Source organism: Pelagibacterium flavum (assembly GCF_025854335.1).
GTDB classification, from domain to species: domain Bacteria; phylum Pseudomonadota; class Alphaproteobacteria; order Rhizobiales; family Devosiaceae; genus Pelagibacterium; species Pelagibacterium flavum.
The window spans coordinates 1009736-1025363 of record NZ_CP107716.1 but is presented as its reverse complement, the minus strand read 5'-3'; the positions used below and the strand labels follow the sequence as shown (position 1 = coordinate 1025363).

General features: G+C 59.6%; 12 protein-coding genes and 1 pseudogene. 7 read left to right on the top strand and 6 right to left on the bottom strand.

Features of this window, described 5'->3' with window-relative positions; all coding sequences use genetic code 11:
- Window positions 1-68: 68 nt before the first annotated feature.
- Complete coding sequence (locus tag OF122_RS05115; RefSeq protein WP_264225600.1) at window positions 69-1358, top strand: IS110 family RNA-guided transposase; 1290 nt, start codon at window positions 69-71, stop codon at window positions 1356-1358.
- A gap of 210 nt (window positions 1359-1568) precedes the next feature.
- Here OF122_RS05115 and OF122_RS05110 read toward each other — a convergent pair.
- Window positions 1569-2581: pseudogene (locus OF122_RS05110) on the bottom strand (helix-turn-helix domain-containing protein); the annotation flags it as partial.
- A 39-nt stretch (window positions 2582-2620) separates the two neighbouring features.
- On the bottom strand, window positions 2621-2917 hold the full coding sequence (locus OF122_RS05105; RefSeq protein WP_264226733.1) for an ATP-binding cassette domain-containing protein: 297 nt from the start codon (window positions 2915-2917) through the stop codon (window positions 2621-2623).
- A gap of 386 nt (window positions 2918-3303) precedes the next feature.
- On the opposite strand from OF122_RS05105, the gene OF122_RS05100 reads away from it, so the two are divergent.
- The 6 genes from OF122_RS05100 (at window position 3304) to OF122_RS05075 (ending at window position 10543) form a co-directional block, all read left to right on the top strand.
- Complete coding sequence (locus OF122_RS05100; protein WP_264226732.1) at window positions 3304-3861, top strand: alpha-ketoglutarate-dependent dioxygenase AlkB; 558 nt, start codon at window positions 3304-3306, stop codon at window positions 3859-3861.
- A 188-nt stretch (window positions 3862-4049) separates the two neighbouring features.
- Window positions 4050-5042 carry a TAXI family TRAP transporter solute-binding subunit gene (locus OF122_RS05095; protein ID WP_264226731.1) on the top strand — a complete coding sequence of 331 codons (993 nt, stop codon included), beginning with the start codon at window positions 4050-4052 and terminating at the stop codon, window positions 5040-5042.
- 72 nt (window positions 5043-5114) lie between these two features.
- Window positions 5115-7886: a TRAP transporter permease gene (locus OF122_RS05090; protein WP_264226730.1), complete on the top strand. Its 2772-nt coding sequence runs from the start codon at window positions 5115-5117 to the stop codon at window positions 7884-7886.
- A gap of 9 nt (window positions 7887-7895) precedes the next feature.
- Window positions 7896-8330, top strand: coding sequence for a universal stress protein (locus OF122_RS05085; RefSeq protein ID WP_264226729.1), 435 nt, complete (start codon window positions 7896-7898; stop codon window positions 8328-8330).
- Window positions 8331-8356: 26 nt separating this feature from the next.
- The gene (locus OF122_RS05080; protein ID WP_264226728.1) at window positions 8357-9688 is read left to right on the top strand and encodes an aspartate aminotransferase family protein; all 1332 of its coding nucleotides are present in this window, start codon (window positions 8357-8359) and stop codon (window positions 9686-9688) included.
- A 3-nt stretch (window positions 9689-9691) separates the two neighbouring features.
- Complete coding sequence (locus OF122_RS05075) at window positions 9692-10543, top strand: BKACE family enzyme (protein ID WP_264226727.1); 852 nt, start codon at window positions 9692-9694, stop codon at window positions 10541-10543.
- Window positions 10544-10600: 57 nt separating this feature from the next.
- On the opposite strand, the gene OF122_RS05070 is transcribed toward OF122_RS05075, so the two are convergent.
- The 4 genes from OF122_RS05070 to OF122_RS05055 are packed head-to-tail and all read right to left on the bottom strand — an operon-like array spanning window position 10601 to window position 15528.
- Window positions 10601-12283 (bottom strand): ABC transporter permease, encoded by a 1683-nt coding sequence (locus OF122_RS05070; protein ID WP_264226726.1) that lies wholly within the window; start codon window positions 12281-12283, stop codon window positions 10601-10603.
- 40 nt (window positions 12284-12323) lie between these two features.
- Window positions 12324-13313 (bottom strand): ABC transporter substrate-binding protein, encoded by a 990-nt coding sequence (locus OF122_RS05065; RefSeq protein ID WP_264226725.1) that lies wholly within the window; start codon window positions 13311-13313, stop codon window positions 12324-12326.
- 35 nt (window positions 13314-13348) lie between these two features.
- Window positions 13349-14473, bottom strand: coding sequence for an MBL fold metallo-hydrolase (locus OF122_RS05060; protein WP_264226724.1), 1125 nt, complete (start codon window positions 14471-14473; stop codon window positions 13349-13351).
- On the bottom strand, window positions 14470-15528 hold the full coding sequence (locus tag OF122_RS05055; protein ID WP_264226723.1) for an ABC transporter ATP-binding protein: 1059 nt from the start codon (window positions 15526-15528) through the stop codon (window positions 14470-14472). Before OF122_RS05055 ends, OF122_RS05060 begins: the two co-directional genes overlap by 4 nt.
- Between the last annotated feature and the right edge of the window lie 100 nt (window positions 15529-15628).

The window sequence follows — 15628 nt, the reverse complement described above, 5'->3', positions numbered from 1 at the left end:
CGGGTGGCCATAACCGGTCTCAGGTCTCAACAGTGGTTTTGCTGAACCACACCGCTGAGGAGACGGCTATGACCGCTACCTATCCTATTGCGTCCACCTTGTTGGTCGCTATCGATATTTCCAAGCATCGCCATGAGGTCCTGATCGGGATACCTTGCAAAAAGCGCCGTCGTCGTTTGACAGTCACCAATACGCTCGAAGATTTTGAACGCCTGACTGGTGTTCTTGCGGCTTATGATCTCCCGGTGCGAATCGGGTTCGAGGCGACTGGTAATTATCATCGGACCCTGGCCCATCATCTTGGACGGGCCGGTTTCGAGCTCAAGCTTGTGTCATCTGTCGGATTGGCGCGAACACGTGAGGCGCTGCACAATAGCTGGGACAAGAACGATCCGAAGGATGCCCAGGTCATCCTGCACATGCTCGAGATCGGGGCCGTTCAGTTCTTCCATGATCCGCTGGTGTCCGGGACCGCCGATATCCAGGAACTGTCGAAGACCCACGAGATCGTTTCCCGCTCCAAGACTGAGCTCTGGCACCGTATTCTGACCCACTACCTGCCGCTGTATTTCCCCGAAGCCGAACGATTCCACCGAAGCTCACGGACAGATTGGTTCCTTGCATTTCTGGAGAAGTATCCCTCACCATCCATGATCACGGCCATGGACCGCGATGCATTCATCGCGGATGCCTGGGAGGTCGTTGGCCGCAAGGTCTCCAAAGAACGCCTGCTTTCCGATATTTACGCCACGGCGACCGGATCGGTGGGTCTGCCTGTCCATCCAGAATCTGATGCTGTCCGCATGTTCCGGCTCGTGCTTGCAGAAGGTCGTAGCCTGATCCGGCAACGCGATGAGATTGAAGCCCGTGCTGTCGCGCTACTATCGGATAACCCTGACTATCAGTTGCTGACGACCATTCCCGGGATCGGGCCAATCAACGCAATGACCATCCTCGCCGAAGCCGGCGATCTGCGTCGTTTTCGTCACCACCGTCAGTTTCTTAAGTTCTGCGGCATGGACCTCGCCACAGTTCAGTCGGGCATGTTTCGTGGAAGCAGCCGCATCTCAAAATACGGTAATGCCCGATTGCGGCGAACGCTCTGGATGGCTGGCCAAACCGCAGTTCTCAAACGGACCAATAGCTTCCGGGATAAATTCGAGCGATACATCTCCAAGGATCGGCACAACGCCCATCTGCGCCGCAAGGCCTATACTGCCATTGCAGCCAAGATGGCGCGCACCGTTCACGCCGTGCTTAAGCGTGGCGAACCCTATCGCCCCTTTTTTGAGGGGGCGAGCCCAGGCGGAAGGACCTCCATCTGTCGGAGCCGTGGAGGCAGTGAGGCAGTTCGCTGACCTCGTAGATAATGTTCGGGCCTTCTGCTTGGGATTTGGGATCTCGTATTAAGGACGGTGAGGGCCGCCACAGCGCGTACCCTGTGTTTGCTATGGAAGAGATCATTTCTTGACGGCAGAGCCCGTCTGGGCAACTTTATAAGGGCACCCGGAACGCCGGGTGCCCCATGACCTGTTGACCTACGCTGCAAAAAATTCCCGACATAGGACGTTGTCGCTGAGCAGCCGGGGTTTGTGGCACACATGGGCCTGATCGCAGCCCGAGGCCGCGAGCGCCAGATCCAGCGTGTCGGTGACGTCCTCGGCGCGCATCGTGCTGCACAGCTTCCAGCTGATGATGTAGCGCGAGTAATCGTCGAGCACAGTCGACAGATACATCCAACCCCAGCCGATGATCTTGAAGTAGGTAAAATCGGTCTGCCACATCTCGTTGGGCCGCGTGGTCTGGGTATGGAAGCGATCGGCGGCCTTGATCACCACATAGGCCGGGCTGGTGATCAGGTCCTGGGCCTTCAGCAGGCGGTAAACCGTGGCCTCCGACACGAAGTAGCGCTTCTCATCGGTGAAGCGCACGGCCAGTTCTCTCGGGCTCAGCTCGGACTGTTCCAGCGCCAGCTCGATGATCTGGTCGCGGATGTCAGGCGGGATACGGTTCCACACCCGGCTTGGTGCCGATGGCCGATCTTTCAGCGCCTCTGGGCCGCCTTCGAGGTAGCGGTCATACCAGCGGTAGAAGGTCCGGCGTGGGATTCCCAGTTTATCGAGCGTTCGTGTTGCTGGCAGATGGGATTGCTCGACCAGCCTGATGATCTCGAGCTTCTCGGATGATGGATACCTCATGCGTCGTCGTCCCCATCCGCGATCATGCTTTTTTTAAGCAGACGGTTTTCCAGCGTCAGATCGGCAACACATTCCTTGAGCGCTCCGGCCTCACGGCGCAGATCCTTGACCTCGTCGCTGGTGGCGGCCCGGGCTGTATCGCCAGAAAGCCGACGCTTTCCCGCTTCCATGAATTCCTTCGACCAGGTGTAATACAGGCTCTGGGCGATGCCTTCCTTGCGGCACAACTCGGCGATGCTGTCATCGCCGCGCAAGCCTTCCAGGACGATCCTGATCTTGTCTTCCGCCGAAAAATGCCGCCGGGTGGCCCGGCGGATGTCCTTTACCACGGCTTCCGCAGGGGCCTTGGTCCGCGATTTTGCATTGGAGGATTTGGGTCTCATCTTCGTTCCTTCGTCACTACGATGAGACCCAAATCCTCCTTAAATCACAACCTCAAATCTGTGCCATAGGCGCTGACGGGGAACACTTTTGGCAGCATGGATCGATTTGCCGTCTAAAAGGACCTGCCCGGCATTCGGGGCCAGAATCCGCGCCATCGTCTTGAGCAGCGTCGATTTTCCCGACCCGTTCGGACCGACCAGCACCGTCATCTGCCCGTTCGCAACAGCGAGCGAAACATCCGAGAGAATCTGCGTCGAGTCATAGCCGGCAGCAATGGCTTGGGTTGTAAGACGCGCGGGATTTTTCCTTGCATCGGGCTGATCATTGCTGGGCATAACGCCGTCTCGTTGTCTGCTTGCCTTTAGACCGGGGCAGCGTGCAACAAGTACCGGTACCGATGCCTGTTCAGCACGGCCCCGGCACACCCCCAAGGCAAAATATCTTCACGGCGCAGTCTTAATTACAGAACATGACAATTGCAATCATATTTATGGCACGACTGTTGCAAGTTGCGAGATCGAATGGTCTTGGGCTTGCCGGCAACGCCCGGAACCCTCCCGAAACGTTCCTCAACTCCCATGGCCGGCCTCTCCCAAACGGGGCAGAGCACTGCACAGCCCTTTGGCTCACGGAGCATTGGCAATCCCTCAATTCGGTGTTTCAACTGCCATGACGCGGCGATGGTCAATTGTTAATGTGCAGTGAAACCTGAGACCTGCCGATGTTGCCACCGTCATCCCGCTACATCCCCGACTATATCGATGAGGCGTACGAAGTCGCGCTTTTGAGCACCATCGATGGGTCCACGTGGCTAGGGGATCTCAGACGGCGCGTCCAGCACTACGGCTTTCGTTATGACTACAGGGCTCGACGTGTAACGGTGGACTCCTGTCTTGGTCCCCTGCCCGACTGGCTGGCCGTGATGGCAGACCGGCTACGGAAGGATGGAATTTTCCACCAGCAACCCGACCAAGTCATCGTCAATGAATATTTGCCCGGCCAAGGCATCGCTTCTCACGTTGACTGCGAACCGTGTTTTGGCGAAACCATCGCGTCCCTCAGTCTGGGCTCGACATGTTTGATGGAGTTTACCCACATTGATTGCGGCCGCTCGTTGACCCATACCCTTGCACCTCGCAGCATGCTCGTGCTGAGCGGCGAGGCCCGGTTCAATTGGTCTCATGGCATTCCTGCCCGCAAATCGGACGTGATAGAAGGCAAGAAGGTCCCTCGCAGGCGCCGGGTCTCACTGACATTCCGAACTGTCACGGTTAGGTGAGCGTCTTCATCGCCTCTTTAACTGCCGTATCCTAAAAGACACCAGAACCAGCCGATCGGCGGAGCATGGCGTTCTGCCGACTGCCCGCTCATTGCACCACGTCGGACGCAAAGGGTTGATCAAAAGTCGAATATGGAAAAGGATTGCCCCTCGTAGACTAAAGCTAAAAATCTACAAGGGAGACTTCCATGAGCACCTTAATTGCGCGCAAAACGACACTCAAGGCAGCAGCCGCCCTGCTGGGCGGAGCGATTGCATTTGTTTCGGCGCCAAGCCTCGCCCAGGAGCAACAGTTCGTCACAATCGGGACGGGCGGTGTAACCGGCGTCTATTACCCGGCTGGTGGCGCGATCTGTTCGCTGGTCAATCAGGGTCGCGGGGAACATGGCATCCGCTGTTCGGCCGAATCCACAGGTGGTTCGGTCTTTAACCTCAATACCATCCGCGAAGGCGAGTTGGACATGGGTGTCGTCCAATCGGACGTCCAGTACAATGCGCTCAATGGTGAAGCTGACTTCGCCGGCGCCGGCCCCTTCGAGGAGCTGCGTGCCGTATTTTCTCTTCACCCTGAACCCTTTACCGTCGTCGCCCGCGCCGACGCCGGCATCGAGAATTTCGAAGACCTGAAAGGCAAGCGCGTCAATATCGGCAATCCTGGCTCTGGCCAACGCAACACCATGGAATTGCTGATGGAAGAATACGGCTGGACCATGGACGATTTCGAGCTTGCCTCGGAGTTGCCCAGCCGTGAGCAGGCCCAGGCGCTGTGCGACGACAATTTCGACGCCTTCGTCTTTACGGTCGGCCATCCTTCGGGTTCGATCTCGGAGCCCGTTGCAACCTGTGATGCGGTTCTGGTCAACGTGACCGGAGACATCATTGATACGCTGGTGGAAGAAACCCCCTACTACTTCCACGCCACCATCCCTGCCGGGATGTATAACAACGAGGAAGACGTGAACACCTTCGGTGTCGGCGCCACCCTCGTCAGCTCGACACAAACCAGCGCCGATGTGGTCTATGAGGTCACCAAGGCGGTGTTTGAAAACTTCGACACGTTCCAGGGCTTGCACCCCGCCTTTGCGGTGCTCGATCCTGAAACCATGGTGAGCTCGGGCAATTCGGCCCCTCTTCATGAAGGCGCCGAGCGCTACTATCGGGAAGCCGGTCTCCTCGAATAGTCCAATACGCTTTGCGGCCGGGGTGAGAACGCCCCGGCCGTTTTGGTTCGGCTGAGCATGCGGGAGGCTTCAATGAGCGAACAAACATCCGGTCAAGCGGTCGGCGGCGACAATCCCGAGGACATCGTTGCCAAGGCCGATACCGGCGCGCGCAACCCTTCGGGCCTGCCAGCCAAAATCTTGTTCCTTGTCGCTCTGGCCTGGTCATTGTTCCAGATATGGATCGCTTCGCCCTTCCCCTTCTGGTTCCGCTTCGGCATCTTCAACGATACCCAGGCGCGCTCAATCCATCTCGCCTTCGCACTGTTTCTTGCCTTTACGGCCTATCCCGGCATAGTGAAGCGCACTGGCGGCGTCCCCGTCTTCGCCATCGTCTTCGGGCTCGCTGGAGCAGGATTTCTGCTCTATGCGGCCTCGCTCTTTGCCGGCGGTTCGGAGCAATGGCCCATTTTCGCAATCATGGCACTGGTGGCCGGTGCAGTTGCGTTTGCCGCCTTCCGCCCCAAGCCGCTCGATGTCGTCCCCGCCGTCGATTGGGTCCTGGCAGTGCTCGCGGCCGTGTCCGCTGGCTATCTGTACATATTCTACACCGATCTGGCGGCGCGTCCCGGCCTGCCCACTCTGCTCGATCTTATTGCAGCGGGCGTTGGCATGGTTTTGCTGCTTGAGGCCACACGTCGCGCGCTCGGCCCGGCCCTGTTGGTAATCGCCTGCATTTTTCTGTTCTATACGTTTGGCGGCCAGATCATGCCCGACATGATCGCGCATCGCGGCTCCTCCTTTCAGCGCGCCATGAGCCAGCAATGGCTGACCGCCGAAGGCGTTTTCGGCATTGCCCTTGGGGTCTCGACGAGCTTCGTCTTTCTCTTTGTTCTGTTCGGTGCGTTGCTCGACAAGGCCGGTGCCGGAAATTATTTCATCAAGGTCGCCTTTTCGCTGCTCGGCCACTTCCGCGGCGGCCCGGCCAAGGCCGCCGTCGTCGCTTCCGGATTGACCGGGCTTATTTCAGGCTCATCGATTGCCAATGTGGTGACCACAGGCACCTTCACCATCCCCCTGATGAAGCGCGTCGGCTTCCCCGCCGAACGTGCCGGTGCCGTAGAGGTCGCCGCATCGACCAACGGCCAGATCATGCCCCCTGTCATGGGCGCCGCAGCGTTCCTGATGGTCGAATATGTCGGCATTCCCTATGTCGATGTCATTCGACACGCCTTTCTTCCGGCCATCATTTCCTATATCGGGCTGCTGTACCTCGTGCATCTCGAAGCGGTAAAGGATGACCTCAAAGGTCTGCCGCGCCGCACGCAAACTGTCTGGTATCGCTCGGCCATCAACTTCGGCATCACCGTTGCGAGCCTGATCATTCTCGCAGGCGCCATCTATTACGGCATTGGCTGGACGCGCGACGTCTTCGGCCCAATCGCAACCAACATTGTCGCCATTGGAGTCCTTCTCGCTTATCTCGCCCTACTCTGGGTGGCGGCGCGCGAGGACGATCTCGAACTCGATGACCCCAACGCCCCCGTGATCGAGTTGCCCGAGGTTGGCAAGACCCTGCGCACGGGCCTCCATTTCATCCTGCCCGTCGTCGTACTGGTCTGGGCGTTGATCGTCGAACGGCTTTCGCCGGGTCTTTCGGCTTTTTACGCCGTGGCCTTCCTCATCTTCATTCTCCTCACTCAACGGCCCATCATTGCGCTGATGCGCCGGGCGTCCGACATTGTCGGGCCAGCCCGACAGGGGGTCATCGACCTCTTTCAGGGGCTGGTCGCCGGCGCGCGCAATATGGTTGGAATTGGCGTCGCGACCGCCGCCGCCGGCATCATCGTGGGCGTTGTGGCTCAAACAGGCATCGGCGGCGTTCTGGTCGATGTGGTCCAGTACGTCTCGGGTGGCAATCTGCTGATCATGCTCATTCTGACCGCGGCGATTTGCATTCTGCTCGGTCTGGGGCTTCCCACCACCGCCAACTACATCATCGTCGCCACGCTCATGGCGCCAGTACTCGTGGAACTAGGTTCGCAACAAGGGCTGGTAATTCCACTGATCGCCGCGCACCTGTTTGTCTTTTATTTCGGGCTGATGGCCGACGTCACACCGCCCGTAGGTCTGGCGTCCTTTGCGGCCGCGGCTGTCTCGAGGGGCGATCCCATTCGCACCGGGCTCAAGGCAATCAGCTACGACATCCGCACTATGCTCTTGCCCTTCATCTTTATTTTCAACACCCAGTTGCTGCTCATCGGCATCGGCTCGCCGTTCGAACTGATCCTCCTCGTCGTATCTTCAATCGGAGCCATGCTGCTGTTCGCAGCCGGGACGCAAGGGTTCTTCATTGTACGCAGCCGCATCTATGAATCCGTTCTCCTGTTGATCGTATGCTTCACGCTGTTCCGCCCCGGATTCTGGATGGATATGATTTATCCGCCCTATGAGAGTCGCTCACCCGCTGAGGTCGTCGAAATTGCCGAGCAGTTGCCCGAGAACGGCTATATCCGGCTAAGTGTCGAAGGATTATCGCCGCTGGGCGATAACGTCTCCAAAACGGTAATGCTCAATCTCGGTCCGGAGGGCTCGGGCCAGGAGCGCTTGGCACAGGCCGGATTGCAGGTGATGACCATGGGCGAGCAGGCCCAGATCACGTCTGTCGATTTCGGATCGGAAGCCGAACGTTTCGGGGTCAATTTCGGCATGCAGATCACCGAAGTACTGGTCGTCGATGAGTCCCGCCCCCCCAAGGAGCTGATGTTCATCCCAGCCCTTTTGATACTCGGACTGGTCTATTGGCTTCAGCGGCGGCGCCGCAATGGCGGAAAACTCGCAGCAACCGATACGGCGAAAGCTTGAGAGGCCGACATGTACGACAATATCCTGCTTGCCATCGACCTCGCCCATCTCGACGATGAGCGCGAAGCTGTTGAAACCGCTGTACGCTATGCGCGCGATTTCGGATCCAAGATCCACATCCTGACCGTGGTCCCCGATTTCGGCCTGTCATTTGTGGGCGGTTTTTTTCCCGCTGATCACGAAAAAAAGGCACTCGAAGCGGGCAACCAGCAGCTTCATGCCTTCACCAGGCAGGTGATCCCCCCGGAAGTCAGGCACCGCCACATCGTTGACCACGGGGTCATTTACAAGGTCATCCTCCACTATGCGCGCGAAATCGGGACCGATCTGATCATCATGTCGGCAGGGCGTCCCGAACTCGAAGACTATCTTCTCGGCCCCAACGCGGCGCGCGTGGTGCGTCATGCAAAGTGTTCGGTTCTCGTGGTTCGCTCTCAAGACTGAAATTCAACCCGAACTCAGAGATCGCCATGAAATCCCGATTCGTTTTCCCCCGCCACACCAAGGCCGACATGCCGGTTGCGGTTGCCGGGGACGGCCCCTATCTGATCGACGCCGAGGGCAAGCGCTATCTCGATGCCTCTGGCGGAGCGGCGGTCTCCTGTCTCGGCCATTCCGATCTAGACATCCGCGCCGCCATCCAAGACCAACTCGATACGCTCGCTTTTGCTCACAGCGGCTTTTTCACCTGCGAACCCGCAGAAGCACTGGCTGAAAAACTTGTGAGTCTGGCCCCCGATGGCATCGAGCGCACTTATTTCGTGTCCGGGGGCTCGGAGGCGATGGAAGCAGCGATCAAGCTCGCCCGGCAATATTTTCTGGAGATCGATCAACCCGAGCGGCGCAACATCATCGCCCGCTGGCAGTCCTACCACGGCAACACGATCGGCGCCTTGTCGGCGGGCGGCAACCGCTGGCGTCGCTCCCAGTTCGCGCCCTTTATGGTCGAGGCGATGCATCACGTCTCGCCCTGCCGCGCCTATCGCGACAAGCTGCCCAACGAATCCGACACTGCCTATGCCGATCGACTTGCCGCCGAACTCGAGGACAAGATCGTCGAACTCGGCCCCGATACCGTGGCGGCGTTCCTTGCCGAGCCAGTGGTCGGCGCCACCATGGGTGCCGTGCCGCCCGTCGAGGGCTATTTCCAGAAGATCAAGGCAGTTTGCGACAAATATGACATTCTGCTTGTTGCCGACGAGGTCATGTGCGGCATGGGGCGCACGGGAACATTGTTTGCATGCGAGCAGGACGGCATTGCCCCCGATATGATCGCTATCGCAAAAGGCCTCGGCGCCGGCTATCAACCGATCGGTGCCCTTATGGTGTCGGGCCGCATCTATGATGCCGTCGCCGCCGGCTCCGGCTTTTTCCAGCACGGGCATACCTATAACGGCCACGCTATGGCGACTGCCGCCGGACTCGCCGTTCTAGAAAAGATTTCACATCCTCACATGCTGGCGGGAGTGCGCGAAAAGGGACGATACCTCACGGACCGGCTTGCAAAGCAGTTCTCCGATCATGCCCACATTGGCGATATTCGCGGGCGCGGCCTGTTCATCGGGCTCGAACTGGTTGCAGACCGCGAGACAAAGACACCGTTTCCACCCGGGACCAGGCTGGCGGCCCGGATCAAGGCAAACGCGATGGCGTTGGGGCTGATGTGTTATCCGATGAGCGGCACGATAGACGGCGAGAGTGGCGATCACATCCTTCTTGCACCACCGTTTATAGTCGAGAACACGGAAATCGATCTGATCGTCGACCGGCTCGCCGCAGCGATCGAAAACAGCCTGATCTGACCGATGGCCGAGCCTGTTCTCATCATGGTTGCGCCCAACGGCGCTCGCCGCACCAAAAAGGACCACCCGGCCCTGCCCGTATCGATTGCCGAGACGGCGCGTTGCGCTGCCGAGTGTTTTGCGACGGGCGCCGGTGCCATCCACGCCCATATCCGCGACGAACACGGCCGGCACGTGCTGGACCCCGAGGGCTATAAGGACCTCATCGCCGCAATAGGCCGCGAAGCCGGTCCCGACCTGGCTGTGCAGATTACGACGGAAGCCGTTGGCCGCTATACGCCCGCCCAACAACGTTCCCTCGTAAATGCGGTGCATCCCGATGCCGTATCGATAGCCATCAGGGAAATGCTGCCCGATCCGGAACCGTATTCGGAAGCTTGCGATTTCTATGCCTGGTGCCGCCTCGAGCAAATCGGCGTCCAGCACATTCTGTACGATCTCGGCGACCTGGAGCGCTTGCTCGCCCTGCGGACGTCCGGCGCGTTGCCTGACGGCCCAACAGCTATATTGATGGTTCTTGGACGCTACGCAGATGAGCACACCAGCAATCCGGCCGAACTCATGGCCTTCGCGGCCCGACTGCATGAAGCCGGCGATGCCGACCTAATCGGGATGGTATGCGCGTTCGGTAAGGGAGAGCGTGCGGCACTTGCGACAGCGCTAGGGCTCGGCCTTCATGCCCGCGTCGGGTTTGAGAACAGCATCGTTGATCCCCATGGCCGGCCTATTGCCAGCAATTCCATTTCCGTGGCGCAGGTCGCCGGGATTGCCGAAGTGCTAGGACGTAGTCGGGTTGAGGGACATAGAGCTCTCGAAATATTGGGCCGGACTGGTCACCCGTCAGCGGCACAATAAGCATCCTGAAAGGCAAACCAGCCAAACGAGATCGGTCGGCTTTTTCCTGCGAGCGCTTCAGCGGACATCCCATGGCACCGCCCCGGGAGCAAGGCGGCGTCCGGCCAGATCGACAATCGCAGCCAGCAAAAGAGTAACAGCGACAACGACGCTCGCCAACGCCGCGGCAGCGGGCGAATTACCTTCGTATTGCAGAAAGAACACCACGACACCGAGCGTTTCGACGCCCGTCGACCAAAGCAAAGCCGATAGGGTCAACTCGTTGAACGCAGCCATGAAGATCAGCATTGCGCCCGCGATGGCGGAGGGCAGCGCAATGGGCGCGGCAATAAAGGCCAGCCGACGCAACGACCGAATCCCCGAGACCCGTGCAGCCTCATCAAGCGCCGGGTCCATCGTGGCAAACGCGGCACTCACCGGCCGCAGGGCCAGCAACAAAAACCGTGCGAGATAGGCGACGAGCAGGATCAAAAAGGACCCATAGATCGAAAAGCCCAGCAGCGGGATCGGTGGAAGAAAAACGATGATGATCCCGAGTGCGACCACGGTGCCAGGCACGGCATAGGGCGCTTCTGCAGCCATATCGAGCGCCTTGGCAAGAGGATGATTGCGCACAATGGCGAAATAGCTCAGAGGCACGGCTGCCGCGGCGCAGATCAGCGCCGATAGCCCGGCCAGAGCCATCGAGTTGGCAAAAGCCCGGCGGATGGCATCGCTCCCAAACAAGACAAACTGAAAATTCTCCAAGGATAGCGTTTCAAGGCTCAGCCTGACGCCAATCGCGGGTACCAGCGCCCCCGCGACCAGTGCTATTAAGGGCAGGATGGAAAGCACGAGCATAACCAGCCACACCACAAGGGTGGCCGGCAAGCGCCAACGCCCAAGCGCAAAGGGCCGGATCGGCTCGCCGGTGCGGTCAAGAGTGGGAACCTGCCGGACCAGAAATGCCCGGACGGCCAGTCCGACAATGGCAAGTCCGATCAGAATGAACGCTATGGCGGCCACCTGCCCCAGGACGCTGGGACCAAAGCCGTTTAGTCGCTGATAGATCAGAGTGGTCAGAAGCGTGACGCGCCCCGGAATGCCCAGGAGCGCTGGCACGCCAAAATTGCCGATCGCAGACACAAAGGCGAGAGCGGCGCCCGCGGTCAATGCCGGCGCGACAGCTGGTACGATGATGGCACCAACAATGCGGCCCGGTCTGATACCACTCACCCGAGCGGCTTCCACAAGGTCGTTGGAAACGCTCCCCAGTGCCGCCGCAACGGCAAGAAATACGAGCGGTGAATGTTCGATACCCATCACGAAAATGATACCGCCGAGCGAGTACAGCGGATTTGTTGTTCCCGGCGGCGGCGCGAGAGCCAACGCCCGCAGGATGGGGCTGGACGGCCCACTCAATTCGATCCAGGCCAGCGCCGAAATCTGCGGCGGGATCAGCATCGGCAGCATGGCCAGAAAGATGAGCGCCGATTTGCCCCAGAGGTCGGTCAGCCGCAACACGAAGGCCAAAACGGCCCCGATGACCACCGACACCAGCGTCGAGGCCAACCCCGCAACAATTGTGTTGGGCAGCGCACGCCCGACGGCGCGCCCGGTCCAGGTGTCGAGCAACACCCCCAGCGCTTCCCCCTCATCGCCAGGCTGGAGCCCCTCAACAAGCAGACGGCCAAGTGGCAGAATGGTTAGGACAAGCACGTAAATGCAGAGCCCGGCGAGCAAAACCTGCTCGCCGGACACTGGAAATCGCTTTCGCGAAGCAGCCGTATCCAAGTTCGGATCAGCCACCAAAGAGGTCGGCAAAATTCTGCTTGTTGGCTTCGTCCTCTGCGAGCATCACTGCCGGATCGGCCTCAATGATCGTCAGAGTCTCGACTTCAGGATAACCGGCAGGAGGCTGAACGCCGGCAAAGATCGGGAAGTATCCCTGTTCGACCGACTGCTGCTGGGCAACTTCCGAGAGCTGCCAATCGACGAAAGTCTGGGCGGCCTCGAGATTGTCGGTGCCTTCGAAAATGGCGACAGGCTGGGTGATCGAGGTCACGCCTTCCTCGGGGAACACGAACTCGACAGGCGAGCCGTCGGCCTTGGCATTGAGCGCTATATATTCGATGATGATGCCGTAGGGCTTCTCACCGCGAGCGACGGCTTCGACCACGGTGCCGTTGCCCTGACCGGCAATCGCGCCGTTGTCTGCAAGGGTCTCGTAATAGTCCCAACCGAACTGATCCTGTTGAACCATGGTGCCCACGTGGATCACGGCAGCGCCCGAGTAAAGCGGGCTGGGCATGATAAGGCCGGATGCCACCTCAGGAGCAGTCAAATCGGCCCAGGATGTGGGGGCGGTTTCCACCAGCTCGGTGTTGTAGATGATGCCGGTCGTGATCAGCTTGGTGCCGAAAAAGGTCATGTCGGGATCGACGACGCTTGAGGGCAGGTTTTCGACCGGGGCGTCCTCATAGGCATAGAGCATGCCCTGATTCTTGAGCTGGGTCATGGCGACGGCGTCGGCGATGAGCACGACGTCGGCCTGAACGTCGCCGGCAGCGGCCTCTGCCTGGATGCGGCTCATGACTTCAGTGGTACCCGAGCGGAACAATTCGACAGTGATTTCAGGATGATCCTGATTGAAAGCGGCCACCACCGCCTCCATTTGCTCGGTCGGCTGCGAGGTGTAGACCATGATGGTGGAGTTGTCTTGCGCCAGAACGGCCGCAGGGGCAGTGCCAAGCATCAGGGCAGCGCCCAAGGTGAAAAACAAGCGTGTCATGAAAGCCTCTGGAGTAGGGAATTGACGCCCGTGCTTTAGGCGGACGCAATGACACTGGCATGACGCTCGTGGCCATCGCCCGTCTCAACATTTTTCCATTGACCATCAACGAGCCGCGCATCACCAACCGCGGCCCTAAAGGCTTCGATGTCGTTTTGCGGAAGGAACGCAGGGATCACCTTATCGGGGGCGATAGCCTCCATCGCAGCTCTGAAATCGCTGAGCCGGGGATGAACATTCCATCGCACGATCTCGGCGCGACCGCTCTCGACAAGGTCCCGGGCGGGGGTGCCCTTTGGCAGGTAACCGGTAAAGATGATTGCCACCTCGGAACGGTCCGCGTAGCGGGCGATCAGTTCGGCGGAAATTCCGGCGGCTCCATCGGGCTTGGCGGCGATCATCACACCTTGAGGGATTGTCATGGCTTCGAGTGGGCGTGCGGCAGCAAGCGTCGCGACCAGCAGTTCAGTTCCCTCTGCCCCAATGAGCCCGGGCCGGCCAAGCACCATTTGCGCCACCATGCGGTTCGCGGAGCACAGTGCCACCGGCAGGCCAGCCCGATAACAGGCAATGGCCATATCGAGCCCCCTACCCCCGGCCGGCGCTGGTAGCAGTATGGGTCCTTGGCTGGCTCGGTCCAGGATGAGATTGACCCCATTGATCAAGGGTTCGTCCCATATGCCGTACGATGCATCAAGAATGGCGACGGCCGCTGTCGGGAACGGATCAAACGGATAGAGCAAACTCTCGAACGAAAAATCGCCGCCATAAAGCACGCCATCCTCACCACCAACGCGAATCCAGACGCCTCCAGGCGCGTGACCGTTGCGTCCGGTGCGCACCTGAAGACCCAAAACCTCTGCCTCTCCAAACATCGGCAAGGATCGGATATTGGCGCCGCCACCGACCAGCATCTGGACGCATTCTGTCGCATAGACAGGGGGATCACCGATTTCCCACAACCGGGACAATGCACCGGCATGATCCTTGTGTGCATGGCCGATCAGCACGGCGTCGATCCTGCCGATCGCGCCGAGGTCTAGATGCGCGTCCTCGTCTGGCCCCTGTCCGAAGTCAAGAAGGATACGACGCCCTTCCAGCTCAAGCAGAAAACAGGCCGGGCCCTTAACGCCGAACCCCGAAATCGCCTGCACGTTCATGACGCCGCGCCCGGAACGATCCAGGCGTCCTGGATGTGAAGCGAAACGTCCGAACCGGGTGGAAATGGCGTGGTGCTGTTGGCATCGAACATCGTCGCACCTACGCCTTCGGGCACGAGCTTGTGCTGATAATTGCCTCCGCGATAGACGATATCGACGACGCGCGCCCTGACACCGGAGCGGCTGGTGTTGCCGATTTCGATGGTTTCCGGGCGCAGGCAGATTTGTGCTGGGCCCGGTGCGGCGTCGCCGCGCGCCGAAAAATCGTATCCCGCAAGGCGGGCGCGGGCGGCTCCATTGTGGGATTGAGTCACGGTGCCAGGCACTACCATCCCGCCGCCGAGGAACCTTGCAACCATTTCCGTCTGCGGCCTGGTATAAAGTTCTTCGGGGGTGCCGACCTGCTGGAGACGGCCCTTGTCCATCACCGCGATACGCTGAGCCAACGCCATGGCTTCATTTTGATCGTGGGTCACGAATATGAAAGTAGAACCTGTCTCGCGGTGGATGCGCCGGAACTCGGTCTGCATCTCGTGGCGCAAATGGGCATCGAGATTTGCCAATGGCTCATCGAGCAGCAAGAGGCGCGGCTCAAGCGCAAGACACCGGGCCAGAGCGGTACGTTGCCGCTGCCCGCCCGATAGCTGGCTGGGACGACGCATCGCAAATGCCGTCATTCCCACTTTTTCGAGAGCAGCGTTTACACGCCTGTCCCGGTCCTCACGTGTGAGACCGGCGGCCTTGAGCGCAAAACCAACATTGCCGGCAACGCTCATTGTTGGCCACAGAGCATAGGATTGAAACATCATGCCCAGATTGCGGTCTTCGGGATCGACGTGGTCGCTGGCTGAAGAAACGATGTTGCCACCAATGGAGATCTCTCCGGCATCAGAGCGCTCCAGCCCGGCGATCAGGCGCAACAAGGTCGTTTTCCCGCACCCCGATGGCCCAAGCAATGCGATAAACTCACCATCCTCCACGTCGATCGAGACCCCATCGACGACGGAAACCGTGCCGAATTTCTTGCGCACGCCGCGCAGATTGACGTTTGCCATGGGTGATCCTTTCCCCCTTTCGAGTAGAAGGTCCACAAGACAGTTCTATGACGACGTCGGCTGGATTTCGGGGCGATCGACTATCAACCGGCGCCGGACA